This is a genomic window from Streptomyces sp. CA-142005, assembly GCF_050942335.1.
Classification (GTDB): domain Bacteria; phylum Actinomycetota; class Actinomycetes; order Streptomycetales; family Streptomycetaceae; genus Streptomyces.
The window spans coordinates 2,866,196-2,880,440 of record NZ_CP192078.1; the positions used below are offsets into that span (position 1 = coordinate 2,866,196).

Below are 14,245 nucleotides of genomic sequence, written 5' to 3' on the forward strand. Positions count from 1 at the left end.
ACGGGCCGGGACCCCGCTTCGGCCCACTCGCTAGGGCGCGGGCAGGGTGAGGACCAGGAAGAGGATGCTCAGGGGTGGCAGCAGGGCCACGAGGGACGCCGCGGCGCGGGCCGCCGTCCAGCGGCGTTTCCAGGGCAGCAGCCAGGCGGTGAGCAGTGCCGCGGTCGAGACCACGCCGCCGTAGGTGAGCAGGCGGTAGATCCAGGCGAGCGCCGTGTCGAGGGCCGCCGAGCAGTCGTCGGGGCCGCAGCTGTCTGTGGCCATGGGGGACAGCCCGCCGAAGACGAGGGCGGCCGGACCGAGCACCATCATCAGGGCGGTCGCGATCGTCGGGGCCACCCAGCCCCTGGGGTCCCGCGCGTCCCCGTCCACCGGGCCCGGAACTGTCGCGAAGTGCTGTGTCATGCGCTCAGTGAACCGGCAGGGGGATGCCCGGCACACCGGCGCGCGTACTCATGCGCACCGGGCGACGTACTCAGTGTCCGACAGGGAGTCGGGCGCCCGGTACGGGGGTGTCCTGGGCGGCCTGATCCCTTTCCGCGACGATGCGATGACCGATGTTTCTTCGAGGTGTTTCCGTTACGGCCGCCACCCCGGGTCCCGCCCGCTCAGCCCCACCGCCCGGTCCAGCAGGGGCGCCTCCGCGGGCACCGGGACGACCGGGCCGAAGATGCCGCCACCGCGGTGCGGGTCCTCGGCGGCGGCGAGCAGGAAACCGTGGGCCGAGTCCAGGGCCGCGGGGTCGGGAGCATAGGGCCGGCCGACGGCGCGGGCCAGGTCCCAGCCGTGGACGACCAGTTCGTCGGCGACGACGGCGCCGGCGACGTCACCGGGCAGGTCCACGCCGCCCGCACGGGTCATGCCGGTCCAGGCGTCCGGGTCGCGCCAGGCGTCCGCCAGTTCGTCCAGGACCTTGGCCAGCTCCTCGCGCCAGCCGGGGCCGATGTCCGGGACGGCGGCGTTCGGGTCGGTGTCCGTCGTCGCACCGAGGTCCTTGCGGGCCGCGTCCCGGAAGGCGACGGACAGGTGCAGCAGGTGGCCCAGCAGATTCCGCACCGCCAGGTCGGGGCACGGTGTGCGGGCCGGCAACTGCTCGTCGGTCACGGACTCGGCGAGCCGCGCCACGATCAGTGTCTGCGGGCCGAGGTCGATCATGGTCATGCCGCTACTCCTTCACGGTTGCACTCCTCGTACGAAGGACTGACCGGCCGGCCGGCGAGAACTCATCGGTGCCGCGCGGCCGCCGCCACGGGGATCGCCCGCCGCCCAGGCACCACACCGCGATCACCGGGTCGCACAGCGCGCAGCCGAAGGAGGAGTCGTGGGCGAACGGGACGATCGGGTGTCCCTTGAGGTGGTGCACGACGTCCCAGGCCGTGTGCAGCAGCCAGCCGGCGCCGATCCACGCCCAGGAGTCGAGGCCCTTGTAGGCGACGCAGGTGGCCACCGCGGTGAACGCGAACTCCCAGCCGCCGAGCCCGCCGCCGCTGAGATAGGCGGCGCCCGCGCCGGCCACCATGACCGCGTTCAGGCGGCGCCGGTGGCGTTCCGGGACGAGGGACATCAGCAGGACGTAGACGAGACCGATCAGGATCGGGGCGATGTAGCGCATGGCGCCGACGGTAGGTTCGGGCGGACGCGCGCCCCAGGGGCATTACCGACAGGTTCCGACGGATTGCCGCCGTCCGCCGGCCCCCGCGGGATAAGGCACCTTACCGATCCGCGCCCGCCCGCCTTAGACCCACGATGAGCAGGCATGACGACTTCCTGGACCCTGCTCCGCGTGCTGCGGGACCGCAACGCGGGGCTGTATCTGACGGCGGTGGTGGTGTCGGGCTTCGGCAACTCCGCGCTGTTCCTGGCCTCGGGTGTGTGGGTGAAGGACCTCACCGGGTCCGACGGCCTGGCCGCGCTGTGCATGCTCGCCGTGTGGGCCCCCACCCTGGCCGGACCGCCGCTGGGCACGCTCGCCGACCGCGTGCCACGCAAGCCCCTCCTGGTGGCCCTGAACGCCGGCCTGGCGGCCCTGCTGCTCACCCTGTGCACCGTGGACTCCCCGGGCGGCCTGTGGCTGCTCTTCACCGTCCTGCTGGTCTACGGCGCCGCCGAGGTGGTGCAGGACGCGGCCGAGTCGGCCCTGGTGACCGCGGCGATCGGCCCGGAGCGCCTCGGCGACTTCAACGGGCTGCGCATGGCCGTCACCGAGGGCATGAAGCTCGTCGCCCCGCTGACCGGGGCGGGCCTGTACACCGCCTTCGGCGGCCCCGCCGTCGCCTGCCTGGACGCGGGCACCTTCGTGGTCGCCGCCGGGCTGTACGCCCTGCTGCGGGTGCGCGAGGAGCGGCCCGCACGGTCCGGCGGCGGCTGGCGCGAGGAGACAGCGGAGGGCGTCCGGCACCTGTGGCGCCACCCGGCGCTGCGGCCGCTGGTCCGGGCGGGCGGTACCACGATGCTCCTCACCTCCCTGGGCAGCACCACGCTGTACGCCGTCGTCGACCGTCTCGGCCACTCCCCCGCGTACACGGGCGTGCTGTACGCCGTCCAGGGCGCCGGTTCGGTGACCGCCGGGCTGGTCTCGGGCGCCGCGCTGCGGCTGCTCGGCGCGCGCCGGTTCGCGGCGGCGGGGATCGCGCTGACGGCGCTCGCGGTGGCGGCCCGTGCCGTGCCGTCGGACCCGGTGGCCCTCACGTCGTCCGCGGCGGCCGGTCTCGGCCTGCCCTGCGTGCTCGTCGCGGTCTTCACCGCCGTGCAGCAGCAGACGCCCGGCCCGCTGCTCGGCCGGGCCACGGCCACCGCCGGCACCCTGGTCCTCACGCCCAACGCCGTCGGACTGGCCGTCGGCGCGGGGCTGGTCGAACTGGCCTCCCCCGCGCTGCTGTTGCCGGTGTACGGCCTGGCGCTGCTCGGGGCGGCGGCATCCCTGGCTCAGCGCGCCGACAGCGCCTCGCGCACCGCCGCCAGGTCACCGTCGGACGCCAATCCGGCGTGATAGAGCCGCAGTTCGGTCGCGCCCCGCGCACGCGCGCGTGCCGCGTCCGTCGCGAGCGTGCCGGGGCTGCCGCCCATCCCGGAGACGACGGTGAGGTTGGCGGCCAGCACCGTCCGCTCCCGGGCCTGTTCGGCGAAGGGCGCCAGCAGGGCCGTACCGCCGGTGCAGGGCACCACCACGCCGTCGGCGACGGCGAGGACGCGCGCGGGGTCGACGCCTGCGTCGGCGCCGCAGTGGTAGGAGACCGGGTCGGCGTGCAGCAGGACCTGGAACCCGGCCGGGGCGGCGGCGCGCACGGCGGCGACGGCCTCCTCCTGGAGCGTGCCGGCGGTGTCGTCGCGCCACGCGCGCGTGCGGGCCGTCTTCTCCTCGCCGAGCAGCTTCTGAACCGTCGGCCAGCCCTCGTCGTCGGTCGCGCCCCGCCACAGCGGCTCCAGCGCGGCGCGCACGGAGGCGGCCAACTCCTCGGGATCCATGCCCTGTTCGGCGTACCCGGCGCGGCAGGACGAGCAGAAGCACAGGGACATCAGGTACTGCCCGGCCTCGCCGAGGCCGACCCCGGAGATCTTGTCGTGGGCGTGCAGGTGCTGGAGTCCGTACCAGCCGAGGGACTCCAGCTCGGTGCCGTGCGCGCCGGGGCGTACGGCGGCCTCGGCGGCCAGGTCGACCAGGTACGCGCGCGTGGCGGGCTGGGCGATGCAGGGCGCCCACGGGTAGCGGTCGTCGTAGGCGTTGACGACGGAGGTGTCCGGGTGTTCGGCGCCCAGGCGGGAGTTGTGGGCGAGGACGACCCAGGTGTGCACCTGAAGGCCCGCCGCGGCCAGGGCCGCCGCCGCCTCGCCGTAGGCGTCGCCGGGGGCCCAGCGGCCGGCGGGGTACGGCCTGAGGCCGCGGCCCGCCCAGCGGTCGCCCGGCGGGTAGAGCACGGCCGCGTACTCGGCGGTGACGATGCGGTGGCGGGGGTGGTGCGGGGTCAGGGCGCGCGTGGAGTGGTAGGCGGCGGCGAGGGTCACCTGCTCCACGCCGAGCCCGGCGATGCGCGCGGGGGCCTCGGGGTCCCCGTCGACATCCCAGGGGTAGACGAACGCCGACGCCTTCACGCGGTCCCCTCCAGGCCGTACCGACGCTTGCTCACGCGTCCTCCTCCAGCAGCGCGTAGCCCCGCTCGATCAGCTGGGCGAGTTGTTTGACGTGGTCCTCGGCCGGTTCGTGCAGCGGGGGCCGGACCTCGCCGACGTCCAGGCCGCGCAGCCGTACGCCCGCCTTGACGAGCGAGACGGCGTAGCCGCGGCCCTGGGCGCGCAGCTCCACGAACGGGCGGTAGAAGCCGTCCAGGAGGCACCGCAGGGTCGCGGTGTCCCCCGCGGTCAGGGCCCGGTAGTAGGCGAGGGCGATCTCGGGGGCGAAGCAGAAGACGGCCGAGGAGTACAGGGGGACGCCGAGGGCGTGGTAGGCGAGCTGGGTCTGCTCGGCGGTGGGCAGGCCGTTGAAGTACAGGAAGTCGCCGGGGGCTTCGGTGCGTACGGCGCTGATGATCCGCTGCATCAGGTCGAGGTCGCCGAGGCCGTCCTTGAGACCGATGATCCCGTCGGTGCGGGCGAGCTCCACCACCGTGCGCGGGGTGAAGACGGCGTTGTCGCGCTGGTAGACGATCACCGGCAGGGCGGTCGCGGCGGCGACCTCCTGGTAGTGCCGCAACAGCCCCTCCTGACCGGCGAGGACGAGGTACGGCGGCATGGCGAGGAGGCCGTCGGCGCCCGCCCGCTCGGCGAGACGGGCGTAGCGGACGGCGAGCGCGGTGCCGTAGCCGGCGCCCGCGACGACCGGGACGCGGCCCACGGCCGCCTCCACGGCCGCCCGGACGCAGGCCTCGAACTCCTCGGGCAGCAACGCGTGGAACTCCCCGGTGCCGCAGCAGGCGAACACGGCGGCGGCACCGGCGGCGACGCCGCGGCGGACATGGGTGCGGTAGACGTCGAGGTCGAGCGAGCCGTCGGGGCCGTAGGCCGTGACGGGGAAGAAGAGCGGCCCGCTCGGTTCGCGGAGCCGTTCGGTGAGAGGGGCTGGCGTCACGGGCTCTCCCTTGAGACACGCCGGTGCATGTTTCTGATCCACGTCTATATTTCTGAACGCGACCACGCTAAGGGGCCTGCTTATGGCAGGTCAAGCAGGCAAACTCGCAACACTGGGAGCGAATTCACCGACATCACAGGACACTTGACGGTGCACGGCAAACCTCTTTAGCGTGTCCACGTATGTGAATATCGGCCACAAGGAGAACCGAGGATGCCCGCTCCCCGCACCGTTCTGCTCACCGGCGCCGCCGGCGGACTCGGCACCCTGATGCGGTCCCTGCTGCCGGAGTACGGCTACACGCTGCGCCTGTTCGACGTGCGCCCCATCGAGGACACGCCGGACGCGATCACCGCCGACCTCAGCGACACGGCCGCCCTGCGCGAGGCCGTCCGGGGCGTGGACGCGATCCTGCACCTCGCGGGCATCTCCCTGGAGGCCCCCTTCGAGAAGATCCTGAAGTCGAACATCGAGGGCACCTACCACCTCTACGAGGCCGCCCGTCAGGAGGGCGTGCCCCGGATCGTCTTCGCCTCCTCCAACCACGCCGTCGGCTTCACCCCGGCCCCGCGCGCGGGCGAGCCCCTGATCCCGATCGACACCCCGCGCCGCCCGGACACCTTCTACGGCCTGTCCAAGTCCTTCGGCGAGGACCTCGCCCAGCTGTACTGGGACAAGCACGGCCTTCAGACCGTGTCCGTGCGCATCGGCTCCTGCTTCCCGGAGCCGACCAGCGTGCGCATGCTCTCGGTGTGGATGAGCCCGGCCGACGGCGCCCGCCTCTTCCACGCGGCCCTGACGGCCGAGGAGGTCGGCCACACGGTCGTCTACGGCTCCTCCGCCAACACCCGGCTGTGGTGGGACCTGACCACGGCGCGGGCGCTCGGCTACGAGCCGCAGGACGACTCCGAGCCGTACGCCGAGAAGCTGATCGCCGAGCAGGGCGAGCTGGACCCGGCGAACCCGGCGCACGGCCACCTCGGCGGGCACTTCGTGAACGACCCTCCGATCTGGCCGTACTGAGCGTCCCGGGCACCTGTCCGAGGACCCTCGGCGGCGCAAATTGATCGCTCACGCGCGCGGGCGGGCACCGAACGGGCCCGCCCGCCGCCGTGTTCGGGCATCCACGGCGCCCGCTCCCACCCCGCCGGGCACGGCCTCGCAGGTCCGCGCCGGGCACCTCCCTCGGTAAACGGGCACAAGCGGGCAGTATCGGGCCCGCAACAGGCCTGGTCAGTGCCGCACGCCCGCTGTAGAACTTCCCCCATGGGCCCGAACGGGCAGTTCCGCGGGAAGGTGGGTGACGAGATGAGCACGAGGACGGAAGAACGCCAGCGCGCGATCGTGCGGGCCGCGCGAGCCACCGGCTCGGTCGACGTCACCGCGCTCGCCTCCGAGCTGGGCGTGGCCAAGGAGACCATCCGGCGCGATCTGCGCGCCCTGGAGGACCACGGACTGGTCCGCCGTACGCACGGCGGCGCCTATCCGGTGGAGAGCGCCGGCTTCGAGACGACGCTCGCCTTCCGCGCCACCAGCCATGTGCCCGAGAAGCGCCGGATCGCGACCGCCGCGGCCGAGCTGCTCGGGGACGCGGAGACGGTCTTCGTGGACGAGGGCTTCACGCCGCAGCTCATCGCCGAGGCCCTGCCGTCCGGCCGGCCGCTGACCGTGGTCACCGCGTCCCTGCCGGTCGCGGGCGCCCTGGCGGAGGCCGAGCAGATCTCGGTGCTGCTGCTCGGCGGCCGGGTCAGGGCCGGCACGCTGGCCACCGTCGACCACTGGACGACGAAGATGCTCGCCGGTTTCGTCCTCGACCTCGCCTACATCGGCGCCAACGGCATCTCCCGCGAGCACGGCCTGACCACGCCCGACCCGGCGGTCAGCGAGGTCAAGGCGCAGGCGATACGGGCCGCCCGCCGCACCGTCTTCGCGGGCGTGCACACCAAGTTCGGCGCGGTCAGCTTCTGCCGGTTCGCCGAGGTCGGCGCGCTGGAGGCAATCGTGACGAGCACCCAGCTCCCGGCCGCCGAGGCCCACCGCTACTCCCTGCTGGGCCCGCAGGTCATCCGGGTCTGAAAGTCCAACCCACTCCCTTGGCGGCCCTCCACACCGCCGAGTGCCCCTTATCTCCCGATATCTCCAGGAGCGATCCATGCGAACCCAGAGCCGACGGAGGCCGCGAGCCACGCTCGCCATGGCCGCCGCAGGGACGCTGCTCGCCCCGCTGCTCTCCGGCTGCTGGGTCGGTGCGGGCGGGACCGGTTCCGGCGGCGACTCCATCAACGTGCTGATGGTCAACAACCCGCAGATGACCGAGCTGCAGAAGCTGGCCCCCCGCTTCACCAAGGAGACCGGCATCAAGGTCAACTTCACGGTCCTGCCCGAGAACGACGTCCGCGACAAGATCAGCCAGGATTTCGCCAACCAGGCGGGCCAGTACGACGTGGCGACGCTGAGCAACTACGAGATACCGATCTACGCCCGCAACGGCTGGCTGCACGAGATGAGCTCGTACGTCGCCAAGGACCCGTCGTACGACGAACAGGACGTCCTGGGCCCCATGCGCCAGTCCCTGACCGCCTCCGACGGCAAGCTCTACGGCCAGCCCTTCTACGGCGAATCGTCCTTCCTGATGTACCGCAAGGACGTGTTCGCGGCGAAGGGCCTGACGATGCCGGCGCATCCGACCTGGCAGCAGGTCGCCGACCTCGCCGCACGGGTGGACGGCGCGCGGTCCGGCATGAAGGGCATCTGTCTGCGCGGCCTGCCCGGCTGGGGCGAGATGATCGCGCCGCTGACCACCGTGGTGAACACCTTCGGCGGCACCTGGTTCGACAAGAACTGGAAGGCGCATCTCGACTCCCCGGAGTTCGAGAAGGCGACGAAGTTCTATGTCAACCTGGTGCGGGCGCACGGCGAGTCCGGCGCAGCCCAGTCCGGCTTCGCCGAGTGCCTCAACGACATGACGCAGAGCAAGGTCGCCATGTGGTACGACGCCACCTCCGCGGCCGGCCTGCTGGAGGCGAAGGGATCCCCCGTCAAGGGCAAGCTCGGCTACGCCCCCGCCCCCGTGGAGAAGACCCCGTCCTCCGGCTGGCTCTACACCTGGGCCTGGGGGATCCAGCAGGCCTCCCGCAATCCGGACAATGCCTGGAAGTTCGTGTCCTGGGCGTCCGGCAAGGAGTACGAGCGACTGGTCGGCGAGACCAGCGGCTGGCCGAACGTCCCGGCGGGCAAGCGGGCGTCGACGTACACCAACGCCGAGTACCGCGCCTCGGCCGCCGCCTTCCAGGACATGACCAAGCAGGCCATCGAGAGCGCCCGCCCGAACGACCCCGGCGTACAGCCGCGCCCCGCGCCCGGCATCCAGTTCGTCGACATCCCCGAGTTCACCGACCTCGGCACCAAGGTCTCCCAGGAGATCAGTGCGGCCATCGCCGGACGCCAGTCCGTCGACTCGGCCCTGAAGAAGTCTCAAGCGCTCGCCGAGAAGATCTCCAAGGAGTACGAGGGACGATGACCGCGACGACAGCACCCCTTGCGACCACACCGGTACGCGCCACGCGGCAGCCCTCCGCCCGCCTGCGCGCCTGGGCCACCCGGGCCCCCCTCATGCCCGCCCTCGTCTTCATGATCGTCGTGACCCAGCTGCCGTTCGTGGCCACGCTGGTGATCTCCTTCTTCGACTGGAACGCCCTCTATCCCAAGGCCCGCCACTTCACCGGCCTGGACAACTACCGCCAGGTCCTGACCGACGCGGACCTGCGCCACTCGGTCTGGACGACCGTGCTGCTCACGGTGTCGGTGGTGCTGGTCAGCCTGGTCCTCGGACTGGCGCTGGCCCTGCTCCTGGACCGGAAGTTCCGCGGCCGGGGCGTCGTCCGCACCCTGCTGATCGCCCCGTTCCTCGTCGTCCCGGTGGCCGCGGCCCTGCTCTGGAAGCATGTGCTGTACAACCCCGAATACGGTCTGCTCAATGGGTTGTTGCACTATGTGGGCGGCCCACAGCCCGACTGGATCTCCAACACCCCGCTGCTCGCGGTCGAGGCCTCCCTGGTGTGGCAGTGGACGCCGTTCATGATGCTGATCCTGCTCGCCGGGCTGCAGAGCCGTGACCACGAGCAGATCGAGGCCGCGCGGGTGGACGGCGCGAACGACTGGCAGGTCTTCCGCCATCTGACCCTCCCGCATCTGCGCCGCTACCTCGAACTCGGCGCCCTGCTGGGCTCGATCTACATCGTCCAGAACTTCGACGCGGTCTTCACGATCACGTCCGGCGGACTCGGCACCGCCAACCTGCCCTACACCGTCTACCAGAGCTTCTACCAGGCCCACGAGAACGGCCTCGCCTCGGCCGCCGGCGTCCTGGTGGTCATCGGCTCGATCATCATCGCGACCTTCGCCCTGCGCGTGGTGTCGTCCCTGTTCCGCGAGGAGGTGTCCCGCGCATGAACGCCGTGCTCCGCCGCAACGGCCTGGGTCTCGTCGCCTGGCTCGTCGGGATCGTGTTCTTCCTGCCCATCGCCTGGATGGCGCTGACGTCCTTCCACTCCGAGGCGGACGCGGCGACCAACCCGCCGTCCTTCGCCGCCTCCCTGACCCTCGACGGCTACCGCGAGTTCTTCGGGTCGGGCGGCGGCGCGAGCCCCTGGCCGGCGCTGATCAACTCCACGGTGGCGTCCCTGGTGTCGACGGTCTGCGTGCTGCTCCTCGCCCTGCCGGCGGCGTACGCGCTGTCCATCCGGCGGGTACGCAAGTGGACCGACGTCCTGTTCTTCTTCCTGTCCACGAAGATGCTGCCGGTGGTGGCCGGTCTGCTGCCGATCTACCTGTTCGCGAAGAACACCGGGATGCTCGACAACATCTGGCTCCTGGTCATCCTCTACACCTCCATGAACCTGCCGATCGCGGTGTGGATGATGCAGTCCTTCCTCGCCGAGGTCCCGGTGGCGGTGATCGAGGCCGCCCAGATCGACGGCGCCCGGCTGCCGACCATCCTCGCGCGCGTGGTCGCCCCGATCGCCCTGCCCGGCATCGCCGCCACCGCACTGATCTGCTTCATCTTCAGCTGGAACGAGCTGCTGTTCGCCCGAGTCCTGACGGGCGTGGTCGCCGAGACCGCCCCCGTCTTCCTGACCGGCTTCATCACCAGCCAGGGCCTGTTCCTGGCCAAGGTGTGCGCCGCGTCGCTCGTCGTCTCCCTGCCGGTGCTCGCCGCGGGGTTCGCCGCCCAGGACAAGCTGGTCCAGGGCCTGTCGTTGGGAGCTGTGAAATGAAGGCCGCCGTCATCGAGTCCGTGGGCCGCGCCGTCGTCACCGAGGTGCCCGACCCGACTCCGGGCCCCCGCGAGGTCGTCGTCGAGGTGGCGGCCTGCGGCCTGTGCGGCACGGATCTGCACATCCTCCACGGCGAGTTCGCGCCCAAGCTGCCGATCGTCCCCGGGCACGAGTTCGCGGGCGAGGTGGTCGGCGTCGGCAGCCAGGTCACCGAGGTCGCGGTCGGCGACCGGGTGGCGGTGGACCCCTCCCTGTACTGCTACGAGTGCCGTTACTGCCGCGACGGCCACAACAACATGTGCGAGCGGTGGGGCGCGATCGGCGTGACGACGGCGGGCGGGGCGGCACAGTACGCGGTCGCCCCCGTGGCCAACTGCGTGAAGCTGCCCGAGCACGTGCGCACCGAGGACGCGGCCCTGGTGGAGCCGCTGTCCTGCGCGGTGCGCGGCTACGACGTCCTGCAGTCCCGCCTGGGCGCCCATGTGCTGATCTACGGCTCCGGGACCATGGGGCTGATGATGCTGGAGCTGGCCAAGCGGACCGGCGCGGCGAGCGTCGACATCGTCGACGTCAACCCGGCCCGCCTGGAGACCGCCCGCAAGCTCGGCGTCTCGGGCGCGGCCGGAAGCGCGGACGAGCTGGACCGCCCGCGGGGCTGGGACGTGGTCGTGGACGCGACCGGCAACGCGGCGGCGATCCAGGACGGCCTGGAGCGGGTGGCGAAGGCGGGCACCTTCCTGCAGTTCGGGGTGGCCGACTACGCGACCCGGGTGACGATCGACCCGTACCGCATCTACAACCAGGAGATCACCATCACCGGCTCCATGGCGGTGCTGCACAGCTTCGAGCGGGCGGCCGAGCTGTTCGCGAACGGCGTGCTGGACCCGCAGGTGTTCATCAGCGACCGGATCCCGCTGGCCCGGTACCCGCAGGCGCTGGAGCAGTTCGCGGCCGGGGTGGGACGGAAGATCGTGGTGGTCCCCTGAGGCACATCGGGGTCGGGCCCCTGAGCCGGTCGGGGGCCGGGCCCTGAGCCGATTGGGGGTCGGGTAAGGGAACGGTAAAGCGGTGTCGTTCGTTCACCCGGCATGACAGCTATGACCCCTGGCTCGAACATCGCTCTCCCCGCCGCGCGCGTGACGGTGGACGTCGCCGCTCCGGTGCGGCTCGACGTGTCGGGCCTGCTGCTCACGGCCGACGGCAAGGTGCGCTCGGACGACGACTTCATCTTCTACAACCAGCCGGCGGGGCCGGGCGTGACGCACACCTCCGGCGGCGGTGCGGCGCCGGACGCGATCACGGTCGACACCGCCGCCGTCCCGCCGGACATCGAGAAGATCGTGGTCACGGCCAGCCCGGACGCGGCCGGCCAGACCTTCCAGGGCATCGAGCCGACGGCCACGATCCGCGACGCGGACGGCGGCACGGTGCTGGCCACGTTCACCCCGCCGCAGCTCGGCACGGAGACCGCGCTGGTCGTCGTGGAGATCTACCGCCGGGGCGGCGTCTGGAAGGCCCGCGCGGTCGGCCAGGGGTACGCCAACGGGCTGGCCGGCATCGCGACGGACTTCGGCGTGACGGTGGAGGAGCCGGCGGCCACGCCCGCGGCACCCCCGCAGCCGGCCGCCGCCCCCGCGGCCCCGCCGCAGCAGCCGGTCGCCCCGCCGCCGCCCACCATGCAGCCGCCCGTCACCCCTCCGGCCCCGCCGGTGTCCGCTCCCCCGGTCCCGCCCTCCCCGGCACCGGGCGCGGGGAAGATCAACCTCGACAAGGGGCGGGTCAGCCTCCGGAAGAACCAGACCGTTTCCCTGATCAAGGGCGGTCGCCCGCTGCTCTCCCAGGTCAAGATGGGGCTCGGCTGGGAGCCGGCGTTCCGCGGTGCGGACATCGACCTGGACGCCTCGGTCATCGCCTACGGCCCGCAGCGCAACCACCTCGACAGCTGCTACTTCGGCAAGCTGACGATCCTGAACGGCGCGATCAGGCACTCCGGCGACAACCTCACCGGTGAGGGCGCGGGCGACGACGAGGTGATCACGGTCGACCTCGGCCGCCTCTCCCAGGAGGTCACCGGCCTGGTCTTCACGGTCAACTCCTTCTCCGGGCAGAAGTTCACCGAGGTCGCCAAGGCCTACTGCCGTCTGCTGGACGCCACCACCGGCGAGGAACTGGTCCGCTTCGACCTCACCCACGCCGAGCCCCAGACGGGCGTGATGATGGCCAAGCTCATCCGTCAGTTCTCGGGCGAGTGGGACATGACGGCGCTGGGCGACTTCGTGAAGGCCCGGACGGTGAGAAACATGGTGGAGCCGGGGGCGCGGGCCCTGTAGTTCGTGGGGTGCGGGGGGCTGTGCGGCCAAAGGTCGCCGTCGGAGTGCGGACCGTTGCCGGGGGCGCGACCATCGTGGCTGGTCGCACCCGCGGGCGGTGGCCGCATGTTCGAGATGGGCGATGCGGCCCCGCGCCCCTTCAGGGCGCCAGCCCCTCCGTCAGCAGCGCCAGATACCGCCGGATCTCCCGCCCCTGCCCACCCCCCAGTTCCGAAGCCGTCGCCACCCCGTGGGCCAGCCGCAGCAGCTCGATCGGCCGCAGGTCGGCCCGCAGGGCACGCTCCCGCTGAGCCGCCTCCACCAATCGGGCCGCCGCCCGCTGCACCGTCGTGGCGCACGCCGTCGACGCGGCCGAGCTGCCGTCCGTGACCGCCGACCCCAGCAGCGCCTTCATCCCGCGCACCTGGATCGTGGCCACGCACAACTCGTTCAGCCACTCCATCAGCGCCTCACCCGGCGGCAGTTCCTCCGCCAGCTCGGCGGCCCGCGCCCCCAGCGCCTCCATCCGGTCCACGTACGCGGCCTCCAGCAGCGCCTGCCGGGTCGGGAAGTGCCGGTAGAGGGTGCCTGAGCCGACGCCCGCCCGCTTGGCGATGTCGTCCAGCGACGCGTTCTCGCCATGCTCGGCGAAGGCCTGCGCCGCCACCTTCAGCAACCGCTCGTAGTTGCGCCGGGCGTCCGCGCGCATGGGCCTGACCTGCGGCATCCAGCAACTCCTCGCACCCGGGGATCGTCTCCACAGCCTAGCGAGGCCCGGTTCGCCCGGTCAGTGCCGCTCGGGTGGCTCGTATCCGCCGCTCGCCGGGTCAGGACCGAGGTAGCGGCGTACCACACCGGTGCCCAGGCCGACCGTGGCACGCGTCCGCATGGGGCCGTCACCGCGGCGGGACAGCACGGCGATCTCGTCCACGCGGGCGTGCAGCACCCCGAGCCGGGCGGCGCATTCGGCCGCGAGGACACGCGGGGCGCGGGTCCGCCCGAGCGAGAGGTGCGGGGTGAAGCGCGGGAAGCGGTCCGTGCAGGCCGGGAAGGGCTCGGCCAGCACGCGCCTCAGCTCGGTCCAGGGCGCGGCGCCGGCCGCAGCGGGGTCGAGCCACACGGTGGAGTAGGACCGGTGACGGAAGGAGCGGACCCCGTCGAGCCGGATGTCGAAGGGCTGGCACTCCGTGGCCGCGGCGGCCAGCAGGGGGAGGGCCGCCGCGAAGTCCTCCTCCGGCACGAAGCCGAAGATCAGGTTCACATGGGGCGGCCAACGGCGGATCTGCGGGTCGTGCTCGGCACGGATGCCCTGGATGACAGGCCACAGCCCGCCCGGCGGCAGCCACGCCACGGCACTCCGCGGCGTCGGCTCCGACCCCAGCCAGCCGGGGGCGGCAGCCGGGAGGGGGGCCTCGGGCGGACGGGAGACCTCAGCCGGGCCGGGGGCCTCGGGCGGGCCGGGGACCTCGGATGGTCCAGGCACCTCAGCTGAGCCGGGGGCCTCGGATGGATCGGGGACCTCAGGAGGGCCAGAGACGACCTCAACCAAGCCGGGGCCCTCGGGGGGACCGGGCACCTCGGGGGGACCGGGCACCTCG

At 72.4% G+C, this 14,245-nt stretch carries 15 protein-coding genes; 8 read left to right on the plus strand and 7 right to left on the minus strand.

Going from position 1 to position 14,245, the window contains the following annotated elements:
• Positions 1 to 30: 30 nt before the first annotated feature.
• The 3 genes from ACQPXS_RS13685 to ACQPXS_RS13695 all read right to left on the minus strand — a co-directional run bounded on the left by ACQPXS_RS13685 (position 31) and on the right by ACQPXS_RS13695 (position 1,612).
• Positions 31 to 405, minus strand: coding sequence for a hypothetical protein (locus ACQPXS_RS13685; protein ID WP_433449429.1), 375 nt, complete (start codon positions 403 to 405; stop codon positions 31 to 33).
• Between the two features lie 174 nt (positions 406 to 579).
• Positions 580 to 1,161, minus strand: coding sequence for a TIGR03086 family metal-binding protein (locus tag ACQPXS_RS13690; protein ID WP_351800896.1), 582 nt, complete (start codon positions 1,159 to 1,161; stop codon positions 580 to 582).
• Positions 1,162 to 1,165: 4 nt separating this feature from the next.
• On the minus strand, positions 1,166 to 1,612 hold the full coding sequence (locus ACQPXS_RS13695) for a DUF6010 family protein (RefSeq protein WP_433449430.1): 447 nt from the start codon (positions 1,610 to 1,612) through the stop codon (positions 1,166 to 1,168).
• Between the two features lie 144 nt (positions 1,613 to 1,756).
• On the opposite strand from ACQPXS_RS13695, the gene ACQPXS_RS13700 reads away from it, so the two are divergent.
• Positions 1,757 to 2,989: an MFS transporter gene (locus ACQPXS_RS13700; RefSeq protein ID WP_433449431.1), complete on the plus strand. Its 1,233-nt coding sequence runs from the start codon at positions 1,757 to 1,759 to the stop codon at positions 2,987 to 2,989.
• Here ACQPXS_RS13700 and ACQPXS_RS13705 read toward each other — a convergent pair.
• Positions 2,926 to 4,089, minus strand: a complete 1,164-nt coding sequence (locus ACQPXS_RS13705; protein ID WP_433449433.1) for a hypothetical protein — start codon at positions 4,087 to 4,089, stop codon at positions 2,926 to 2,928. The genes ACQPXS_RS13700 and ACQPXS_RS13705 overlap by 64 nt on opposite strands.
• A 31-nt stretch (positions 4,090 to 4,120) precedes the next feature.
• Positions 4,121 to 5,062, minus strand: a complete 942-nt coding sequence (locus ACQPXS_RS13710) for a 5-dehydro-4-deoxyglucarate dehydratase (protein WP_433449435.1) — start codon at positions 5,060 to 5,062, stop codon at positions 4,121 to 4,123.
• Positions 5,063 to 5,275: 213 nt separating this feature from the next.
• Between ACQPXS_RS13710 and ACQPXS_RS13715 the strand changes: the two genes are divergently transcribed.
• The 7 genes from ACQPXS_RS13715 to ACQPXS_RS13745 all read left to right on the plus strand — a co-directional run bounded on the left by ACQPXS_RS13715 (position 5,276) and on the right by ACQPXS_RS13745 (position 12,668).
• Positions 5,276 to 6,085, plus strand: a complete 810-nt coding sequence (locus ACQPXS_RS13715; RefSeq protein WP_433449436.1) for an NAD-dependent epimerase/dehydratase family protein — start codon at positions 5,276 to 5,278, stop codon at positions 6,083 to 6,085.
• Between the two features lie 285 nt (positions 6,086 to 6,370).
• A complete protein-coding gene (locus tag ACQPXS_RS13720) occupies positions 6,371 to 7,138 on the plus strand; it encodes a DeoR/GlpR family DNA-binding transcription regulator (RefSeq protein ID WP_433449437.1) in 768 nt (255 codons plus the stop codon).
• Positions 7,139 to 7,214: 76 nt separating this feature from the next.
• Positions 7,215 to 8,582 (plus strand): ABC transporter substrate-binding protein, encoded by a 1,368-nt coding sequence (locus ACQPXS_RS13725; protein WP_433449439.1) that lies wholly within the window; start codon positions 7,215 to 7,217, stop codon positions 8,580 to 8,582.
• Positions 8,579 to 9,514 carry a carbohydrate ABC transporter permease gene (locus ACQPXS_RS13730; protein WP_433449440.1) on the plus strand — a complete coding sequence of 312 codons (936 nt, stop codon included), beginning with the start codon at positions 8,579 to 8,581 and terminating at the stop codon, positions 9,512 to 9,514. The genes ACQPXS_RS13725 and ACQPXS_RS13730 overlap by 4 nt, the downstream gene beginning before the upstream one ends.
• Entirely contained in the window at positions 9,511 to 10,338 is an 828-nt protein-coding gene (locus ACQPXS_RS13735; RefSeq protein WP_366488163.1) for a carbohydrate ABC transporter permease, read from the plus strand. Before ACQPXS_RS13730 ends, ACQPXS_RS13735 begins: the two co-directional genes overlap by 4 nt.
• Complete coding sequence (locus tag ACQPXS_RS13740) at positions 10,335 to 11,324, plus strand: zinc-dependent alcohol dehydrogenase family protein (RefSeq protein WP_433449441.1); 990 nt, start codon at positions 10,335 to 10,337, stop codon at positions 11,322 to 11,324. The genes ACQPXS_RS13735 and ACQPXS_RS13740 overlap by 4 nt, the downstream gene beginning before the upstream one ends.
• A gap of 111 nt (positions 11,325 to 11,435) precedes the next feature.
• Entirely contained in the window at positions 11,436 to 12,668 is a 1,233-nt protein-coding gene (locus tag ACQPXS_RS13745) for a TerD family protein (protein WP_433449442.1), read from the plus strand.
• Between the two features lie 139 nt (positions 12,669 to 12,807).
• On the opposite strand, the gene ACQPXS_RS13750 is transcribed toward ACQPXS_RS13745, so the two are convergent.
• Together ACQPXS_RS13750 and ACQPXS_RS13755 are read right to left on the minus strand one after the other, a co-directional pair.
• Complete coding sequence (locus ACQPXS_RS13750; RefSeq protein WP_433449443.1) at positions 12,808 to 13,374, minus strand: TetR/AcrR family transcriptional regulator; 567 nt, start codon at positions 13,372 to 13,374, stop codon at positions 12,808 to 12,810.
• Positions 13,375 to 13,434: 60 nt separating this feature from the next.
• Positions 13,435 to 13,998 (minus strand): 2'-5' RNA ligase family protein, encoded by a 564-nt coding sequence (locus tag ACQPXS_RS13755; RefSeq protein WP_433449444.1) that lies wholly within the window; start codon positions 13,996 to 13,998, stop codon positions 13,435 to 13,437.
• Positions 13,999 to 14,245: the final 247 nt, after the last annotated feature.

Excerpts from the sequence above, each read along its gene's own strand:
- ACQPXS_RS13735 (WP_366488163.1), top strand. The coding sequence starts at position 9,511 with ATGAACGCCGTGCTCCGCCGCAACGGCCTGGGTCTCGTCGCCTGGCTC.
- ACQPXS_RS13690 (WP_351800896.1), bottom strand. The coding sequence starts at position 1,161 with ATGACCATGATCGACCTCGGCCCGCAGACACTGATCGTGGCGCGGCTC.
- ACQPXS_RS13740 (WP_433449441.1), top strand. The coding sequence starts at position 10,335 with ATGAAGGCCGCCGTCATCGAGTCCGTGGGCCGCGCCGTCGTCACCGAG.
- ACQPXS_RS13715 (WP_433449436.1), top strand. The coding sequence starts at position 5,276 with ATGCCCGCTCCCCGCACCGTTCTGCTCACCGGCGCCGCCGGCGGACTC.
- ACQPXS_RS13730 (WP_433449440.1), top strand. The coding sequence starts at position 8,579 with ATGACCGCGACGACAGCACCCCTTGCGACCACACCGGTACGCGCCACG.
- ACQPXS_RS13750 (WP_433449443.1), bottom strand. The coding sequence starts at position 13,374 with ATGCCGCAGGTCAGGCCCATGCGCGCGGACGCCCGGCGCAACTACGAG.
- ACQPXS_RS13720 (WP_433449437.1), top strand. The coding sequence starts at position 6,371 with ATGAGCACGAGGACGGAAGAACGCCAGCGCGCGATCGTGCGGGCCGCG.
- ACQPXS_RS13725 (WP_433449439.1), top strand. The coding sequence starts at position 7,215 with ATGCGAACCCAGAGCCGACGGAGGCCGCGAGCCACGCTCGCCATGGCC.
- ACQPXS_RS13695 (WP_433449430.1), bottom strand. The coding sequence starts at position 1,612 with ATGCGCTACATCGCCCCGATCCTGATCGGTCTCGTCTACGTCCTGCTG.
- ACQPXS_RS13745 (WP_433449442.1), top strand. The coding sequence starts at position 11,436 with ATGACCCCTGGCTCGAACATCGCTCTCCCCGCCGCGCGCGTGACGGTG.
- ACQPXS_RS13700 (WP_433449431.1), top strand. The coding sequence starts at position 1,757 with ATGACGACTTCCTGGACCCTGCTCCGCGTGCTGCGGGACCGCAACGCG.
- ACQPXS_RS13685 (WP_433449429.1), bottom strand. The coding sequence starts at position 405 with ATGACACAGCACTTCGCGACAGTTCCGGGCCCGGTGGACGGGGACGCG.